The sequence below is a fragment of the Pantoea piersonii genome (assembly GCF_003612015.1).
GTDB lineage: Bacteria > Pseudomonadota > Gammaproteobacteria > Enterobacterales > Enterobacteriaceae > Pantoea > Pantoea piersonii.
Genome location: NZ_RARB01000012.1, coordinates 26,960 through 43,131 on the forward strand (window position 1 = coordinate 26,960; position 16,172 = coordinate 43,131).

Sequence of the window (16,172 nt, forward strand, 5' to 3'; positions counted from 1 at the left end):
CCCTTATTCAAATTTCAAAACCATGCGCTTTAGACATTGCATGGAAATAAGACGCTTTTTTTGCGACCGCCAAAAAAAAGCTTACTGCCGGCGAACCAGCAGTAAGCGGAAAAGATTCAAGTTTCCTCTGTCAGCTATTTAAAACTGACCGGTGCACTATAGTGGCAACGTTTTCTCTTGTTTAGCGAATAATGCGAACTCCACGAATTAATTAAAATTTTCAAAGAATTGCTTCGGCGGGGGCCTTTCGGTTCTGGCCCTGCAAATCACTACATCCTTCGGTTCAGCGGCCTGTTGTAGGGGGCGATTTTTTCCATAAAAAAACCCCTCAGGCGAATTCTTCACGTGTGTACTGGGATTCTCGTCAGGGTTCGCAAGGGAAGAACCTTACTCACTTCACGTTTTTTAAACTTTTTTGGGTAGGGGTATTCTTAATAAAGGGTGTATAAAATCTATTCGAACCATGCGGTAAGATAACGCATGGGATTATAACAATGCTAATTGATTGTTTTTTATACGTTTAAGGGTGGACCATGCTTTTGGATTTACATACAGGGAGAAATGACAACATAGATGGATATGAAGAAAAAAAAGAGAAGCAAGATAATAAAGCAGACCGTCTGGATGGATGGGTTTTAAGTCCTCATCAGCGCTGTTTTTTAGAGTCACTTTTTGATGAACATGACTGACCTCCCTTTAAGTTAAAAAGGCCCGCTTCGGCGGGCCTTTTTCGTTTCTGTGCCGAGCCAATCAATCCAGATTGCTCTTTACCAGATGTGGCTTCGGACGCAGCGTATGGCGCATCTGCCGGGACCATCATATTGTTTCCTGGCTCGCCGGGTAGTATCAGGCACCGCAGCCCTCAATATCTGTCGTTAGATTAATTGACAAAGCACAGGTGGTCACTGGTCTTTACAGCCAGATGAGAACGAAGAATTTGACGGAAACTAAGTTGTGTCAGGCGTGCTATTCAGAGCTTCAGAAAATGTGTCGTCGAGTCAGTACTGGAGTCCCTTTACCTGCCCTTGTATATAACTGACAATGCTTTATATGTCAGCCAGCCATGTTTGGGTACTACGTAAAATCAACCGGATCCGTGAGCAGCTTAGACTGAAAAGGGGTTGTACTGCTAAAACTGACGGCACGTAAACCTTTAGAAGAGGTAATAGTTCGATATCTGAGGTTACTGTATGACAATCTGGAAGAGAGCCCCGGAGAATGAGAATGCCGAAGCCTCAAAGCGGCCAATACCCGCTAAGAGCGAAAAGCTGACGAGTGCTCTTAGCGTGAACCCGGGGGAAAATGTCATAAATAAAGCAGTCTGGCTGTAAAAAATCTTCTCAGTACGGCTGCAAAAGTTCGGGTTTGGGTTTCTGAATTTCGTAAAGAGGCAGTTAAGCTCTTTTAATTGATACAGTATATCGGGCTGTTCAGGCTCGCTGATAAACCTGATTTTTTCTGACGCCCCGTACTGAACCGCGACGGATATCATACTTTATTGACACCCATGACCAGCTTACCAAGATCGGTATTAGCCACGCGGACCGAGTGATTTTTTGCCCATGCGGGCAGAGCGTGAATGTAACAGGTAAAGGTACCGTTAGTGACGCCTGAATGATCTGTCGAAACCGCCTTTATGTCTCTGACACGCATGGTCCCCTAGCATAAATCATGATGCCTGCGGAATGAAACCTGGCCGTACGGGGTGAGTTCCCAGACTTTTCGTCCTGCTTTCACCTGTGAGGTCAGTAGGCCAGCATCAACAAGCGCTTCCATCTTCGCATTAACCCAGCAAGCGCTACCGGTTCTTATCGAGACCGGCTACTGCTTTTCACCCAGCCAGAGGGATTGCTGATTAAATGACTGCTGTATGAGACAGCGATACATAGTTTCGCTGGCAACCTGTGAGCTGAAAGGAAGAAAAAAAACTAAAATCCCTGTAATCCATCTCAACGAAATTTCTCCATGTTCAGAGTCTGCAAGTTTCATTCACGTCACTGAATACGTTTGCAGCATCAGTTTTTATCAGTGGAAGGTCAGCCCGTTAGCGGTGATAGTAATAAGACAGAGATGCTACGATGAAGTTCGACGGACTCAGAGTGCTTACCAGCTCAGGATTATTACGAAACAGCGACGCGTAGTCTTTGTAAAACAGTATCATGACCAGCGCTACCAGGGTGACAGAAGCGTCAATGTTTACGACACGGTAAACCGGGCCTTTCCACAACGGAATAAATTTCTTAAAGCATGGCCAGAAAGCCAGTGCGGCCATCGCACCCCCCGAAAAAAACAAGACCAGCACCATGCGGGTGGTCAGTATGGCTCTGATTTCTGCCGGTGTGGTATTGAGGATGTGGGTGATCATCGAGCGGTCAGGGGCAATACCGTACTGCTGAATAAAGAACTGAGCAGGGGCAGCGACAAGAATAAACAGCGCAACAGTTACCCTGTCCAGCCAGACAAATGAGGCGAGGGTTATCACAATATTTATGACGCTAAAGACCACCACGGGCATTGAAAGGAAAAAAAGAATGTTGTGCAGGCCGGTCAGTGGTATGAGGGTGAGAGCCTGTCTGTAGTAAGCAATATTCAGAAAAACGGTGATATACAGCGAGAACAATACAATAAAAGTAATGCGATGCATTACCGGCTTCCTGAAGTGAAAGGCTGACATACAGGTATTCCGTATCCTCAGTAAGGCTGAAACAGTAAGATTGCCAGGGTGCAGGATGCCGTGGAACATCAGTCAGCGGGATGCATAGCCGTAAAAGCTATAAAGGTCACGGCAGTATTCAATGTACTGCTCGATATCAACGTTCTGGTATCCCAGTAATCTGCCAACCCGCCTGATATGGTCTTCGTCAAAGGGACTGATGCTTTTGCTGAGCTCCTTCCTGAGTTCCTTCGCACTGATTTCGTACCCGGATTTGTAATAGATCCGACCCTGACCTTTATTGAAATCCAGGTATTTGATATCCAGCTGTAAGGGATTAGTGATGAACTCAATGGGAATGCAGTATTCAAACATCGCCACGCGCTTCAGATCCTTTTGCATCAGGGCATACTCAATGCCCTCGTGAGGCTCAATGCCGGTGGGTATCCGGTATCCGGTGCAGGCCCGCGTGGACGAGATATTATACCTTTTCAGTTTTGGTGAATCCCCGTTCAGCACGCTTAAACCCGCCGCCAGAAAGCTTGAGTAATAACAGTCAAAATCTGCAAAAAGGTTGCTTATCTTCAGCGCTTTTTCCTCTGCGCCGGCACGAAAAAATATCATTGCGGAACCAGCGGCTGTCTGGACAGAGCGCAAATTAAGCCGCTTCGGGTTAATCAAAAATATGACAGGTATACTCCTGGCATAAACGACACAATCCAGCTTTTTGTTGGCCATACTGATGTACTTGATTTCATCAATGGTCGGAAAACCGGAATGGCTCATGGCTTGATCACTCATCGCTGTCATCTCGCTGAATACGTGTTGAAGTCTGCAGGTGAGGGAATGTCATTGTTCCTCATCTCCGAACAGAGCATTCAGGATGAACGTGTTCATCACAATGTTAATCACTATTCCCGCTACCATTACGAGGTTAGTCTTATCCGGGTAGAGTCCGGACAGTCGAACTGTAACGTCATATATCGTGTAGAACGTTGAAGCTATTACCCATGCTCTCATGAAATATCGCATCTCTTCTCCTTTGGGCGTCAGCACCATCAGACCAGACATCTGAAAAATACCCTCACAAAGGCTGTGAGGGTGAGTCAACCGAGGGATTTAGAGGCACTGTCTCTTATTCTGTGGACATTGGCCTGACGTCTGCCGTTAAGGCTTTATGCATAATAATGCATTTGATTTTGTTGTCTGATGAGGAAAGCGATATTCCATCACAGAGCATGTATCACTATGATTGATAATGTTTCAATTTATGAACAAAATAAAAAGTAAATGCATGAGTTCATTATTCTGAATCGCTTTATACAGATTTTTTCAGTGTCAAAGAAAAGTTCTTACCGGAAGAGCTCATTCATAAAGAAGTGGATGTGTGTCTCAGGGGATCTGATGTGTGACTGATGCGACTCATTCAGGGCAATGATATTCTGGCCCGTATCTGTCTTGATATACTAGTATTTCGGACGTGGGTGATATGGCGTCTGTCAGACAGGCAAAATACGAAATGTCATCCTGCGGCGTTGACTGTACTGACTTCCCGCCTGTCAGATTTTCCATTTATCAGGAATAAGTGAGCCGGGGTGTTGAGGTGGGAGGCGTGCATCAGAAATATCAAGGAACAGAGAAGAGGGCGCACGGGTGATGGCCTGACCCACATCACTTTCTTTGTTTCAGTCTTCATGATGCGAAAAATGCCACCCACTGGATGAACTCTTACGATCCTTCCCTTTGCGACTATTACTTCTATGCTCGGTCTGATAATCTGCGACTATTTTTTGTTTAAGTTGGCAAGGGGTAAAGTCGGCCATGCCGGGAGCTCTGATAAATACACAATAATGAATCGTATCAGGCGCATTCTGTTTATGTTCTTTTAGCTTCAGTAAAGGCTGAATTGTGAGAGCTTTAGTTATCCTGATCGTTTTCATAATCCCTGTTCTGGCATCCTGCCAAAATGATAATGCTTATCCCGGGCGGCGCGAAAGGGTTAAACATGATACCAGCTTGAATGATATCTGGAAAAAGAAGGTTTCGCGGGAAAAAGTAAGCCGTATGGATCGCATAAGAAAACAGGGATGCATGGATAACAGTGCTGACTGTGGCTTCCCGGTTAACTGGGGGGACGATACGGACTGAATTCGAGTCATTGCTGCGCCGGGTGCGTTAGCAGGCTGCCGCCGACAGGAGTCATAAATCACAGGGAGGACAAAAGAACTCTCCATACTGAAAGCACTTATAGCACTCAGAGAAAGGTACGGAGTTTCACGATTTCTACATCCCTGAACAGTTGCGTCGGACGAACAGCACCGTTCAGCATTAATGCATTCTTCAACGTAATGAGGCACCTTCATGCCGCTAAGCGGCTTTCAGTTCAGACTGCTACTACCCGCCTGTCTTATTCTTGATTCCCGTTATGCTTCTTTCCGTCAGCCTGACTTCGGAGAGTCCGAAAAAAATGTCTGGCATCTTCCGCATAGAGAGCGGGCTCTTCGATTACCGCAAAATGCTGCGCTATATATACCCGGATACCTTTTCATCCAGGCACGTGAGCTGGCTAATAAAATGTTTTCCGTAAGGCGCTCCAGCAATGCATACCCGGGATAATGATTTTCCCGGATGGCTTTCACTGCGTGAACTCCTGAGTATTTCTTAAAACCGTAAAAGAATTTTCTGGCGTTTGAGGCTGGCTAAATCTGAGGGAATGCTGAACGTCCTGGCTCAGATTCTGTGCTTAAGCTGTCAGCAGTCTGGCTGTTAATAAGATTAATGGTTAATAAATCTCTGAAAGTTAATCCGAAATTATCATTTGCCTTAATTAGTTTTCTTAAAATTCAATGTGTAACATGGTTTCTGGTGAGTTACATATTTCCTTGCGTAAACGTTTGCCTTGAAGGCGGCAAGTAATATCAGTAGTAATAATATCCGTCCATGACCGGGCATTTTTTATGTTTGATATCAGGAACGGAAAACAGGCTATGTGGAGTAAGAAGCGTCATGTGATTGTTATGGGGAAAGAAAGCATTCTTAGATGTGGTTTTTTCAGGCTTGTCGAGCAGGAATGCAATAAACAAGGGCATCTTATTCTTTATCCAGACAGTCATCCTTACCTCTGTATTAATGGCATTGCTGGTGCTTTTGAGGAGTTTAATCTCGGTATAATTTGCCTGGGTTACGATGATTTTTTTCCTGACTGGTTCTGTAGATTTTTAGCCTTACTTCGACAGACGAACGGTAACGTACTTATTTTCAGGGACAGTCATAAATTACTTGGCAGGCGTAAGAAAAGTCTGCTGGAAAGAGTCTGCTTTCTGGAGCCGATCCTGGATGTTTCTATGCCTGTCGATTACATTTCTTTTCTTATAGAACAGTTTATTGTTAAACAGCATTCTCTTTCGGGGGGGTGCAGAATATCTGACCGTGAAATCTCAGTGATCGATGGTTTTATTAATGGTGTTGACGCGGCCAGCCATTCTGCCTGTCTGGGCATTGCCACACAAACGCTGTACCAGCATCGGAAGAACTGTGCCAATAAACTGGGTGTCAGAAACCTGAAAGAGCTGCTCAGGTTCTGAGTGTCGGGAGGAAATGTGCCTGTCATAAGTATCAACAAGATCGACTGGTTCAGGATCCTGGCTGACCTTAGCAGAAAGGGATATTCACTGCAGGGTATTGCTGAAGAACTGGATGTCGTGGCGTCAACACTCGTTGGCTGGAAGAAGGGAGCAAGCCCTCGTCACCATACCGGTGAAGCGCTGATTGAAATGTGGTGCTGTGTCACCGGCAGGACACGTCAGGATGTGCCCCGAGAAAAGGTTATGCAGAAGTTCATTCTTCATCCCGCCAGTCATTCCGGCAGGCATTCAGAAAAATGAATCAGGGCGGATTCATAGTGCCGGTCGTACATCCTTTACCGGCACAGAGTCCTTCCGATGAAACTTGAGAATATCGTTAAGTATCATTCTCCACGAGCTGTCTCACCCTTCTTCAGTCCGAAACATTCTTCTTCTGAATCCTTTTCCGGCAGTGACATCATGGCTGCGCTGGGTATGGCCAATAAGCGTGCGCCTCTGGGTTATTCGGCTTTCTGCGGAAAAATGGATTTGAGCCAGGAAGACAAACGCCGGGCTGTCACTCTGCTGACCGCAAGCGGTCTGAAAGAATCCCTGCATTATCCGGCGCTAAGGAAAATGGCCGAAACCGAATGTCTGGCAGTCATAGAGATTATGGCGGCCTACGCTTTCCTGGATTATGCACGCAGTCCTGAAAGTACAATGCCGTGTCATGCCTGTAACAGCAGCGGGTACAGAAAAGGCAAGCGCTGCACAAAATGCAGCGGAAAGGGCGCTGTCCGTGCCGCCTGTAAGGACTGCAAAGGGCGGGGGCAGTCGGTTAACAGGATGAAAACCTGTCTGCAGGGAGCGCCCGTATATCAGCACTGCAAACGCTGTTCAGGGCGGGGATATGAGCGTATTTCTTCGCTGGTGGTGTTCAGGGCGGTCTGCCAGGTTACGCAGGCTGTTTCTCTGGATACCTGGAACAAGAGTGTGAAGCTGTTGCTTCAGTTTCTTGTTACTGAACTGCATAAAGAAGAGTCCCGGGCAGAAGAACAACTTTTTCGCGCTACTAAATAGCATGCTATTAAAATACTGGCCAACTTATCGTAAGCTATTTACTTTTCCATTTTTTGTGATACTTTGATTCTAATGATGGGTAACTTACCCTCTAGAGGCCTTTATTCAGCCCTGACATCCTTGTCAGGGCTTTTTTTATGCACCGCTTTTATCCGCGGTTTCTGTTTCCCCGTTTCGTGTTTGTTTCTCTATAACCAGCGCGGCATCCTTTCATGAGCAAACTGACAACCGATGTCGCTTACGGCGCATCTGCGGGCGCTATCGTTCACAGCATTCTGACGTGGTTTAGTCCGGAAGAATGGAGTGCCCTTGGCGTTCTGGCAGGCATAAGCATCGCGATGACTACCTGCATCATTAACTGGTATTACAGACGCAAGGCGACAATGGCAGAAATCAGGGCACTTAACTGCAGTTGCAAAAATGGCAGACCTTAAGGCATGGCGGTACCAGTCGCTTTACGAAAACGGTTAGTCGTCGCGGCAGGCGCCGGCGCGTTTGCCATTGCCACCATGCTGCTGAGCGGCCCTGATGGGCTGGAAGGTCGTGTCTATGTCCCTTATCCGGATATGGCTGGCGTCCTGACCGTCTGTGACGGTCATACCGGTACCGATATTGTCAGAAACAAAACCTATACCGATCTGGAATGCGACAGGCTGATGCAGGCTGACCTGAAACGGGTGCAGGAAAGTGTTGATGGTCTTGTGAAGGTTCCACTAGGCGAGTATCAGCGCGCTGCGCTTTACAGCTTTGCTTATAACGTCGGGCCAGAAGCTTTCTCCCGCTCCACTCTCCTTAAAAGGCTGAATGCTGGCGACAGAGAGGGAGCCTGTGAAGAACTGCGCCGATGGATTTATGCCGGTGGCATCAAACGAAAAGGGCTGTTAAATCGCCGCGACATGGAGCGTTCTCTCTGCCTGGCGGAAAGTGCAGATGACATTTAAAGCATGGGTAATTATAACCATCGAGGTGCTGCTCTCCACGCTCATCATTCTCGTGCTCTGTGGGCGGTTCAACGCTGAAAAGCTGCGTGCTAATAAGGCTCAGGCTCTGGTTATGCAACAGCAGCAGTACATTGCTGATATGCAGTTGCGACAGCGTGAAGTGGCAGCACTCGATGCCAGATACACACAGGAGTTGACTGATGCTCAGACAACTATCGATCGGCTGCAGCGTGATGTTGCTGCTGGTCGCAAGCGGCTGTACCTCAAAACCCGCCGTTCAGCCATGCCAGAGGATAAAACCCCCGGCGCCAGCGGCATGGGCGATGATGCCACCATCGAACTCTCTTCAGTTGCTAGACGAAACGTTCTCAGCATCCGGTCCGGAATCGTCAGTGACCAAATAAAAATAAAATACCTCCAGGATTACATAAGGCAAATTATTGATGAGCGAGACAAAAAATAATTCATTGTCTGGGGAGGTATTCGAGCGTTTAACGGTGATCTGCTCCGCAGGAAAAAAATAATCACAATCAACAAATGTGGTTATGCCTTTGCGAGTGCGGCAACGAAACTGTTGTTCGGCATAGCAACCTGACTGGAGGGAATACTCGATCTTGTGGATGCCTGAAGATTAAACACGGACACGCACGAGTAAGTAAGAAAACGCCAGAGTATTTTACTTGGGAAGACATGAAGAGCCGCTGCTGCAATCCTAATGATGTGAACTACCACTCTTATGGTGGCAGAGGTATTTCAATTGATGAGCGCTGGTTTAATTTTGAGAATTTTTTATCTGATATGGGGCGTAGGCCTAAAGGCGCAACCATTGAGCGGATAGATAACAACCGGGGTTACAACTCTACTGATTGTCGATGGGCTACTGCACATGAGCAAGCACGAAACAGGCGTACAAACAGAATGATCATAGCCTTTGGTAAAAACATGTGCTTCAAGGATGCGGCGAGGATTTACGGATTAAGCATGGGATGTTTGGCGGCCAGATTAAGGGTGATGAGTCCGGAAGAGGCATTAACGAAGCCCCTGGAAACACGCAGACCACGAAAGCCCGACAACACTCAGGCTTTTTGTTGATTTCACCCTCAGAGAGCGAATCGAAATTGCCAGAAAGCAAATAGCAGGATTACAACAATACATCAGAGAACAATGCTTGAAATGATCACTGCAAAAATGCCTGAAAAAAACAGCCCATCCGTGGACCAAACGTGATAGGAGTTCGTTCTTTCTTATACGCTTTTCAGGTTAGACAATCTCGCGATGCTTTCAAGCATAAGCGGTGAATTTCTTAAACCCCTGAGACGAGGCAAATGCTGTCCTGAAATACTGAAAAGCGGATGGTGGCGTCTCGGAACGAGTAATACATAACTTTTCTTAGGTACCTAAATGACACTCACCGACAAACAAGAAATGTTCTGTCGCGAGTACTTAATCGATTTGAACGCTTCGCAGGCGGCCATCAGGGCAGGCTACAGTCATAAAACTGCAAGCCGAATCGGCTCAGAAAACCTGTCAAAACCTGACATTGCTAAGCGTATTATCGAACTTAAATCAGAGCGCAACGAAAGGGTAGAGGTAAACGCAGATTACGTGCTGCGTCGACTGGCAGAGATAGACAAAATGGATGTGCTCGACATCCTGAATGAGGATGGCGGACTGAAACGTGTGCACGAGTGGCCGGGAGTCTGGCGTACGACGCTGAGCGGGGTGGACGTACTGACGACCATCACCCGTTCCGACGAAACCACTACCGAACACATCCTCAAAAAAATAAAGTGGCCAGACAAAGTCAAAAACCTGGAGCTGCTCGGCAAGCACATCGCTGTGCAGGCCTTCCGGGAGCAGGCCACACACGCACACACAGGCAAAGATGGGGGCCCGGTGGAGGTTGCGCTACTGACCCGCGAGGAATACCGGCAGGCGCGCCGGGAAATGCTGGAGGATGACGACTGCTGACTTCAAGACCGCTGCACGCCGTATAGAGTGCGAAGAGGACGGGCTCTATTTTGCCCGGTACTTCTTTAAGCAGCGCACCGGCAGCAAAATGATTGTCGCGCCACATCATCAGGTGATTCAGCAGACGCTGGACCGGGTGACAGAGGGCGACATCCGGCGACTCATCATCAATGTTCCCCCGGGCTACACCAAGACAGAGCTGGCAACCCTCAACATGATAGCCCGCGGGCTGGCGCTGAACCGTCGCGCCCGCTTTATGCATCTCTCGTATTCCCACAACCTGGCGTTACTGAACTCGTCCACAATACGAAGCATTGTGAAGTCTGCCGCCTTTAAGGCCATGTGGCCCATGGCGCTGCGGGATGATGCAGACAGTAAAGCCATGTGGTGGACGGAATACGGCGGCGGGGTGTATGCCTCGTCTGCGGCCGGTCAGGTGACGGGCTTTCGCGCGGGGCATATGGAGCCGGGCTGGCAGGGCTGTCTTGTCCTTGACGACCCGGTAAAGCCTGACGATGCCTACAGTGAGACGGTACGCGGCGGGGTCAACACCCGCTTTAACGAGACCATCCGTTCCCGTCTGGCCATTGAGGCTACGCCCATCGTGGTCATCATGCAGCGTATCCATTACCACGACCTCAGCGGTTACCTGCTGCGGGGTGGCAGTGGCGAGATGTGGCACCACCTGAACCTGCCTGTACTGATTGACCGCAGCCAGCCTTATACGACGCTTTATCCGGAAAACACCCACGCGATACCGGTTGAACACGGGTTGCCTGATGGCTGGCTGTGGCCGTTCAAGCATAACGAGTCTCATCGGGTGCAGCTGTTTTCACACCGGCGTACCGCTGAAGCACAGTACATGCAGCATCCGCGGCGATTCAATGCGGAAGGCGCGCTCTGGACGGAAGCGATGGTGTCCGGCGCGCGTGCGCTGGACATAGCCCTTCAGCCTTCGCGAACGGTGGTGGCCATTGACCCGCAGGCGACCAACAGCGGCGAAAGTGACGAAACCGGTATTGTTGTGGGAAGCAGTTACGGGCGCGGCAACGATCGGCTTTTCTCCGCAGATGCGGATTACTCCGGCAAATATTCACCCAACGCCTGGGCAAAGCGGGCTATCCGGGCTTATGAAGAGCATCATGCCGAAGCCATCGTCATTGAAACCAACCAGGGTGGTGACATGGCTGAGGATACGCTGCGAAACGCCGGTTTTCGGGGGCGCATCATTCGTGTCCATGCCAGCAAGGGCAAGTTTGCCCGGGCCGAGCCCATCTCAGCGCTGTATGAGCAGGGGCGAGTGGCGCATCGCGGTAACCTCTACCAGCTGGAGAATCAGTTGCTGGAATATGTGCCCGCCACGGCCAAAAAGTCTCCTGACCGCCTCGATGCGCTGGTCTGGGCTATCACAGAGCTGTTCCAGCCGAAAGGCACGACGGTCCGGCCATTTTCCGCATAACGGATAATTCCAGTGAGTAACGACGTCCGCAGGCGATCGCCAAAAATCGAATCCATGGCTGGTTGCTGGCCGATGATTACCGCGCTGCTGGGCGGCACCTCAGCGATGCGTCTCGCAGGCAAAATCTATCTGCCGCGCTGGCCAAATGAGGAAGAAGCGTTCTATCAGAACCGGCTGTCTGTGGCCACACTCTTTCCGGCATTCGCCCGTACCGTTGAAGTCCTGAGCGGCAAACCTTTTTCCCGCCCGGTCACCTGGGAGGACAGCGTGGTTCCGGCACGCATACGTGACATGTTCACGGATATAGATTCGCAGGGCACAAACCTGCATTCCTTCCTTGCTGACATCTGCGAAGAGGCGATGGCCTTTGGGCTCTGCGGCATTCTGGTCGAGCATCCACCTGCGGATAAGCCGCTCTCCCTGGCTGAGGAACGCCAGCGTGGGCTGCGGCCTTATTTCGTCAAGGTAAGCGCTAACAGCCTGCTGGATTACGACTCAGAACGCGTTAACGGGCAGGAGACCTTTACTCTTCTGCGTTTTGTCGAGACGGTGAGTGAGCGTGACCCGCAAAATGAATTTGTCGTCAAAGAGATTGAGCAGGTCAGGGTACTGAATCCTGGCCGCTGGCGGATTTATCGCGAAAAGCGCAATGAAACAAACGGGGCGCTGGAGTGGCAGCTGCACGATGAGGGCACCACCAGCCTGAATAAAATCACGTTTGTCCCGGTTTACGGTGACAAGCGTGGTTTTATGAACGGCAGACCGCCGCTGGCAGAGCTGGCCTGGCTCAACGTCGAACACTGGCAGTCACGCAGTGACCAGCAGACCATTCTGCATGTCGCGCGCGTACCGGTGTTGTTCGGCAAGAAGCTGGGCGATGGTCCCATCTCAGTAGGCGCTGCATCAGCAATCATGTCAGAAGAAGATGAAGCGGACCTGCGCTATGTCGAACACAGTGGAAAAGCTATCGAAGCCGGACGCACCGACATTCTCGACCTTGAGGAAAAGATGCGTCAGATAGGTGCGGAGTTACTGGTGATCAAACCCGGCCACCGGACTGTTGTTCAGACGCTGGCAGATAACGAGGCGGGTACCAGTGCATTACAGCGCATGGTGTGTGACCTCACCGATGCAACCCGGCTGGCGCTGCAGTATCTGGCTGAGTGGACTGGCGAGACCGAGGGCGGCCACGTCACTATCTTCAATGACTTTGGCGCCACCACGCTGGCTGAAGCCTCGGCAGACTTCCTGGTGGGCATGTATAAAACGCGTGCGCTGTCAGACGAGACGCTGTTTAACGAGATACAGCGCCGTGGCCTCATCAGCAGCGGACTCCGGTGGGAAGATGAGCAGGTACGTATCCGTGCCATGCCGCCTCCCGTGCCAGACAAACCGGTAACACCAAACCCGGTATAACCTTCTTCAGGCCTGTGCAGACGCACGGGCCCTTTTTATTGCCGGCCGCTGCGGATGCAGCGCGGTGCCACGAGCCGGATGGCTCTTACCTGGTTGGATGGCCATGATGAAACTGAAACTCGATGAGAACGGACATGTTGTCGTAAACGATGGCAAGCCGGTTTACGTACAGGACGATGGCAAGGAACTGGTATTTGATGCGCCGGGCACGCTCCAGACCATTTCGCGTCTTAACGGTGAGGCGAAATCGCACCGTGAACGTGCGGAGACAGTGGAAGCGCAGCTCAAGACCTTTGAAGGTATTGCCGATCCGGCTGCTGCTCTGGCGGCACTTGATACCCTGAAAAACCTGGAAGTCAAAACGCTGGTGGATGCGGGTGAGGTCGAGAAGGTCCGCACGGAAGCCGTTCGCGCCCTGGAAGAGAAATATGCGCCCATCGTGAAAGAGCGCGACGATCTGAGCCAGAAACTCACAGCTGAGAAAATTGGCGGCAGTTTCGCCCGGTCTAAATTCATCGCCGAGAAGATGAGTATTCCGGCTGATCTGGTAGAAGCACGTTTTGGCAGCAATTTTCAGGTAGTGGGTGACGCCGTCACGGCTTTTGACCGTGATGGAAATAAAATTTTCAGTGCCGTCAGGCCCGGCGAAGCGGCCGGATTTGATGAAGCGTTAAGCATTCTCGTTGAGCACTACCCGTATAAAGACCAGATCCTCAAAGGCACCGGTGCATCAGGCGGCGGTTCCGGCGGTGGCAATGGCAATACCAGCCCGAACACGCTCACCCGCGAACAGTTTGAGTCCCTCAGCCCTCAGGAGCAGAGCGAAAGAGCGTGCGCGGGTGTGCAGATTACCGATTAAAAGGATATCTCTGAATGTCTAATACCCTTACCCAACTGATCCCCGACCTGTATCAGTCACTGGATGTTGTGTCCCGTGAACTCTGCGGGTTCATTCCGTCCATCACGCTGGATGCCTCCGCAGAGCGCGCTGCACTCAATCAGCCGATCCGCATTCCGCTGACGCCTGCCTCTCAGGCCGAAGATGTGAAACCCGGCCAGCTACCGCCCGATGACGGCGATCAGGATATCGGTAATGTGCCGCTGACCATTACCAAATCCCGCATGGTGCCGTTCCGCTGGGAGGGTGAGCAACAGAAAGGCATCAAATCGGGTCCGGGATATCACGGTATCCGTCGTGACCAGGTGACTCAGGCCATGCGTACGCTCGTCAATGAGATTGAAGTGGACCTGGGCCAGCTCTTCCGTCGGGCATCGCGCGCAGCAGGAGAAGCCGGCAAAACGCCCTTTAAAGATACGCTCACAGATACGGCGCAGGTACGTAAAATTCTCACTGATAATGGCGCGCCTCTGAGTGATTTGCAGTGTGTGATTGATACCACGGCGGGGGCAGCGCTCCGTACTATGGCGCAGCTGACGAAAGCGAACGAAGCCGGCACCACGGCATTACGTGCACAGGGAACACTGCTAGAGCTGCATGGCTTTACCCTGCGCGAGTCAGCGGGTGTTGCTTCGCCTGCATCAGGCAGTGCGCCCGGTGAGAAACTGGTGCTCGAATCAGAGGCCAGGCCGGGTGACATCATGATGGCTTTGAAGGCTGATGATAAAACCGCGTATCCCGGTGATATCATCATTGCCGGCCGCCACAAATATATCATTGCCAGCGTTCAGCCCGGTTCGGGCCTGACCATTCTCGCGCCAGGTCTGCGTGAAAAGCTGGGTAAAGGCAGTGAAGTAAAGATTGTGAACAAATTCACGGCCAATTTTGCTTTCAGCCGCTCCGCCCTTATCCTGGCGACCCGCGCACCTGCGCTACCTGAAGAAGGCGATATGGCGGATGACCGCATCATGATCACCGACCCGCGCACGAACATGTCGTTTGAAGTCTCCATGTATAAACAGTACCGCCGCGTGCGCTATGAAATTGCCGCGGCATGGGGCTGTCAGAACATCAAACCAGAACACACCTGTTTGTTGTTAGGATAGCCAGCTGCGTTCACGTCAGGCATCTCTTAATCAGACGAGGTATGCATGCTGACTCTCCAACAGCAGGCCGACGCACGCCGCTTTATGGGCTATCCGATGCTGGGTGACACTACGCCTGATGATCGCTCCGATGCTGCCTATGCGCAGGTTACGTCCGGTCGGTACCAGACGCTGGCTCACCGCCTGAATACCCTGCGTCCTGAGGAAGAAGCCATTGTAGCGGGCTATCTTGCTACTCTGGCTGGTCTTGAGATCGGCATCACTCGCGCAGCAGATAACCTCGATACAGATAAAGCAGCCGTGTGGCAGCGCAACCGATCCGAGGTGGCTGACCGTACCCGTTTATATAATCAATGGCGGCGCCAGCTCTGTGGCTTACTGGGTATTCCCCCGGGGCCAACGCTGGACAATGGCACCACGCGGATTGTCAGGAACTGATATGGATGCATCACAGCTGGTGGCCAAAGTGAATCATGGCAATGGTATGGCGGCTCAGCGCCTTGGAAATATTGTCAGCCATTATCGTGCGACCAGCCCGTTCAGCCCTCTGAAAACCACACCACTACAGCTTCTGCCCGCCTCGTTTGTCGCTGACAACAGTTACATGCGCGCTGCACGATATGGTCAGGCGTCACGCATCGGCATTTTTGATGCCACCCTTTTCAGGGAAGGGGATTTTCTGGTCTCGCCGTCAGAGGGAACCTTTTATGTGGCGGCAATGCCCCTGCTGCAGCCCGTCCTGTGCGTTAAGGCGGAGCGGCTCATCACATTCAGGCGTACCACATCTGAAGGGCCGGGCATCGGGATGCAGGAGTATGGTGGGACCACAACTGCGCGTGAAGAGGCCATTATGACGGACTGGCCGGCCAGTATTCTTTTGATCCGGAGTGGCGAACACAGCCCGCTCCGGTTACCCGCCGACACCCGCAGCGCCGGTTACAGTATCCTTATGTCGGCATTCCGTGGCATACAGATGCAGGCGGGGGATTTTGTCAGTGATGAGACTGGCCGGCGATACGTCATTACGGGCAGTGAACTGACTGATATGGGCTGGCGCCTCATCGCGATGCGGGTATCGGTTTAGC

At 50.9% G+C, this 16,172-nt stretch carries 17 protein-coding genes and 1 pseudogene; 16 read left to right on the forward strand and 2 right to left on the reverse strand.

Annotated elements, in window-relative coordinates; all coding sequences use genetic code 11:
• Positions 1-533 precede the first annotated feature (533 nt).
• On the forward strand, positions 534-689 hold the full coding sequence (locus D7S44_RS23575) for a hypothetical protein (protein WP_158591290.1): 156 nt from the start codon (positions 534-536) through the stop codon (positions 687-689).
• 209 nt (positions 690-898) lie between these two features.
• Entirely contained in the window at positions 899-1,039 is a 141-nt protein-coding gene (locus D7S44_RS24160; protein ID WP_371315561.1) for a replication protein P, read from the forward strand.
• Positions 1,040-2,044: 1,005 nt separating this feature from the next.
• On the opposite strand, the gene D7S44_RS21470 is transcribed toward D7S44_RS24160, so the two are convergent.
• Together D7S44_RS21470 and D7S44_RS21475 are read right to left on the reverse strand one after the other, a co-directional pair.
• Entirely contained in the window at positions 2,045-2,644 is a 600-nt protein-coding gene (locus D7S44_RS21470; RefSeq protein ID WP_240629513.1) for a phosphoethanolamine transferase domain-containing protein, read from the reverse strand.
• A gap of 102 nt (positions 2,645-2,746) precedes the next feature.
• Positions 2,747-3,454 carry a hypothetical protein gene (locus tag D7S44_RS21475; RefSeq protein WP_147402125.1) on the reverse strand — a complete coding sequence of 236 codons (708 nt, stop codon included), beginning with the start codon at positions 3,452-3,454 and terminating at the stop codon, positions 2,747-2,749.
• 2,156 nt (positions 3,455-5,610) lie between these two features.
• Here D7S44_RS21475 and D7S44_RS21490 point away from each other — a divergent pair.
• The 14 genes and pseudogenes from D7S44_RS21490 to D7S44_RS21555 all read left to right on the forward strand — a co-directional run bounded on the left by D7S44_RS21490 (position 5,611) and on the right by D7S44_RS21555 (position 16,171).
• Positions 5,611-6,237, forward strand: coding sequence for a helix-turn-helix transcriptional regulator (locus tag D7S44_RS21490; RefSeq protein ID WP_120458251.1), 627 nt, complete (start codon positions 5,611-5,613; stop codon positions 6,235-6,237).
• A 15-nt stretch (positions 6,238-6,252) separates the two neighbouring features.
• Positions 6,253-6,537, forward strand: a complete 285-nt coding sequence (locus D7S44_RS21495; protein ID WP_120458252.1) for a hypothetical protein — start codon at positions 6,253-6,255, stop codon at positions 6,535-6,537.
• 57 nt (positions 6,538-6,594) lie between these two features.
• Complete coding sequence (locus D7S44_RS21500) at positions 6,595-7,296, forward strand: antitermination protein Q (protein WP_120458253.1); 702 nt, start codon at positions 6,595-6,597, stop codon at positions 7,294-7,296.
• Positions 7,297-7,508: 212 nt separating this feature from the next.
• Entirely contained in the window at positions 7,509-7,730 is a 222-nt protein-coding gene (locus D7S44_RS21505; protein ID WP_120458254.1) for a phage holin, read from the forward strand.
• A 3-nt stretch (positions 7,731-7,733) separates the two neighbouring features.
• On the forward strand, positions 7,734-8,237 hold the full coding sequence (locus D7S44_RS21510; RefSeq protein WP_120458255.1) for a lysozyme: 504 nt from the start codon (positions 7,734-7,736) through the stop codon (positions 8,235-8,237).
• Positions 8,227-8,700, forward strand: a complete 474-nt coding sequence (locus D7S44_RS21515; protein ID WP_167456985.1) for a lysis protein — start codon at positions 8,227-8,229, stop codon at positions 8,698-8,700. Before D7S44_RS21510 ends, D7S44_RS21515 begins: the two co-directional genes overlap by 11 nt.
• Before the next feature lie 639 nt (positions 8,701-9,339).
• A pseudogene (locus tag D7S44_RS24165) lies at positions 9,340-9,414 on the forward strand (lysis protein); the annotation flags it as partial.
• A gap of 224 nt (positions 9,415-9,638) precedes the next feature.
• Entirely contained in the window at positions 9,639-10,208 is a 570-nt protein-coding gene (locus D7S44_RS21525; RefSeq protein ID WP_120458256.1) for a terminase small subunit, read from the forward strand.
• Positions 10,195-11,667: a phage terminase large subunit family protein gene (locus D7S44_RS21530; protein WP_120458257.1), complete on the forward strand. Its 1,473-nt coding sequence runs from the start codon at positions 10,195-10,197 to the stop codon at positions 11,665-11,667. The genes D7S44_RS21525 and D7S44_RS21530 overlap by 14 nt, the downstream gene beginning before the upstream one ends.
• A 12-nt stretch (positions 11,668-11,679) precedes the next feature.
• Complete coding sequence (locus D7S44_RS21535) at positions 11,680-13,083, forward strand: DUF4055 domain-containing protein (RefSeq protein ID WP_240629515.1); 1,404 nt, start codon at positions 11,680-11,682, stop codon at positions 13,081-13,083.
• Between the two features lie 103 nt (positions 13,084-13,186).
• Positions 13,187-13,942 (forward strand): DUF6651 domain-containing protein, encoded by a 756-nt coding sequence (locus tag D7S44_RS21540; protein ID WP_240629517.1) that lies wholly within the window; start codon positions 13,187-13,189, stop codon positions 13,940-13,942.
• A gap of 14 nt (positions 13,943-13,956) precedes the next feature.
• Entirely contained in the window at positions 13,957-15,087 is a 1,131-nt protein-coding gene (locus D7S44_RS21545) for a major capsid protein (RefSeq protein WP_120458259.1), read from the forward strand.
• Between the two features lie 45 nt (positions 15,088-15,132).
• Positions 15,133-15,525 carry a hypothetical protein gene (locus D7S44_RS21550; RefSeq protein WP_120458260.1) on the forward strand — a complete coding sequence of 131 codons (393 nt, stop codon included), beginning with the start codon at positions 15,133-15,135 and terminating at the stop codon, positions 15,523-15,525.
• 1 nt (position 15,526) lies between these two features.
• Complete coding sequence (locus D7S44_RS21555; protein WP_120458261.1) at positions 15,527-16,171, forward strand: hypothetical protein; 645 nt, start codon at positions 15,527-15,529, stop codon at positions 16,169-16,171.
• Position 16,172: the final 1 nt, after the last annotated feature.

Excerpts from the sequence above, each read along its gene's own strand:
- D7S44_RS21475 (WP_147402125.1), bottom strand. The coding sequence starts at position 3,454 with ATGAGTGATCAAGCCATGAGCCATTCCGGTTTTCCGACCATTGATGAA.
- D7S44_RS21525 (WP_120458256.1), top strand. The coding sequence starts at position 9,639 with ATGACACTCACCGACAAACAAGAAATGTTCTGTCGCGAGTACTTAATC.
- D7S44_RS21555 (WP_120458261.1), top strand. The coding sequence starts at position 15,527 with ATGGATGCATCACAGCTGGTGGCCAAAGTGAATCATGGCAATGGTATG.
- D7S44_RS21500 (WP_120458253.1), top strand. The coding sequence starts at position 6,595 with ATGAAACTTGAGAATATCGTTAAGTATCATTCTCCACGAGCTGTCTCA.
- D7S44_RS21505 (WP_120458254.1), top strand. The coding sequence starts at position 7,509 with ATGAGCAAACTGACAACCGATGTCGCTTACGGCGCATCTGCGGGCGCT.
- D7S44_RS21545 (WP_120458259.1), top strand. The coding sequence starts at position 13,957 with ATGTCTAATACCCTTACCCAACTGATCCCCGACCTGTATCAGTCACTG.
- D7S44_RS21510 (WP_120458255.1), top strand. The coding sequence starts at position 7,734 with ATGGCGGTACCAGTCGCTTTACGAAAACGGTTAGTCGTCGCGGCAGGC.
- D7S44_RS21490 (WP_120458251.1), top strand. The coding sequence starts at position 5,611 with ATGTTTGATATCAGGAACGGAAAACAGGCTATGTGGAGTAAGAAGCGT.
- D7S44_RS23575 (WP_158591290.1), top strand. The coding sequence starts at position 534 with ATGCTTTTGGATTTACATACAGGGAGAAATGACAACATAGATGGATAT.
- D7S44_RS21515 (WP_167456985.1), top strand. The coding sequence starts at position 8,227 with ATGACATTTAAAGCATGGGTAATTATAACCATCGAGGTGCTGCTCTCC.
- D7S44_RS21530 (WP_120458257.1), top strand. The coding sequence starts at position 10,195 with ATGACGACTGCTGACTTCAAGACCGCTGCACGCCGTATAGAGTGCGAA.
- D7S44_RS21550 (WP_120458260.1), top strand. The coding sequence starts at position 15,133 with ATGCTGACTCTCCAACAGCAGGCCGACGCACGCCGCTTTATGGGCTAT.
- D7S44_RS21470 (WP_240629513.1), bottom strand. The coding sequence starts at position 2,644 with ATGCATCGCATTACTTTTATTGTATTGTTCTCGCTGTATATCACCGTT.
- D7S44_RS21540 (WP_240629517.1), top strand. The coding sequence starts at position 13,187 with ATGATGAAACTGAAACTCGATGAGAACGGACATGTTGTCGTAAACGAT.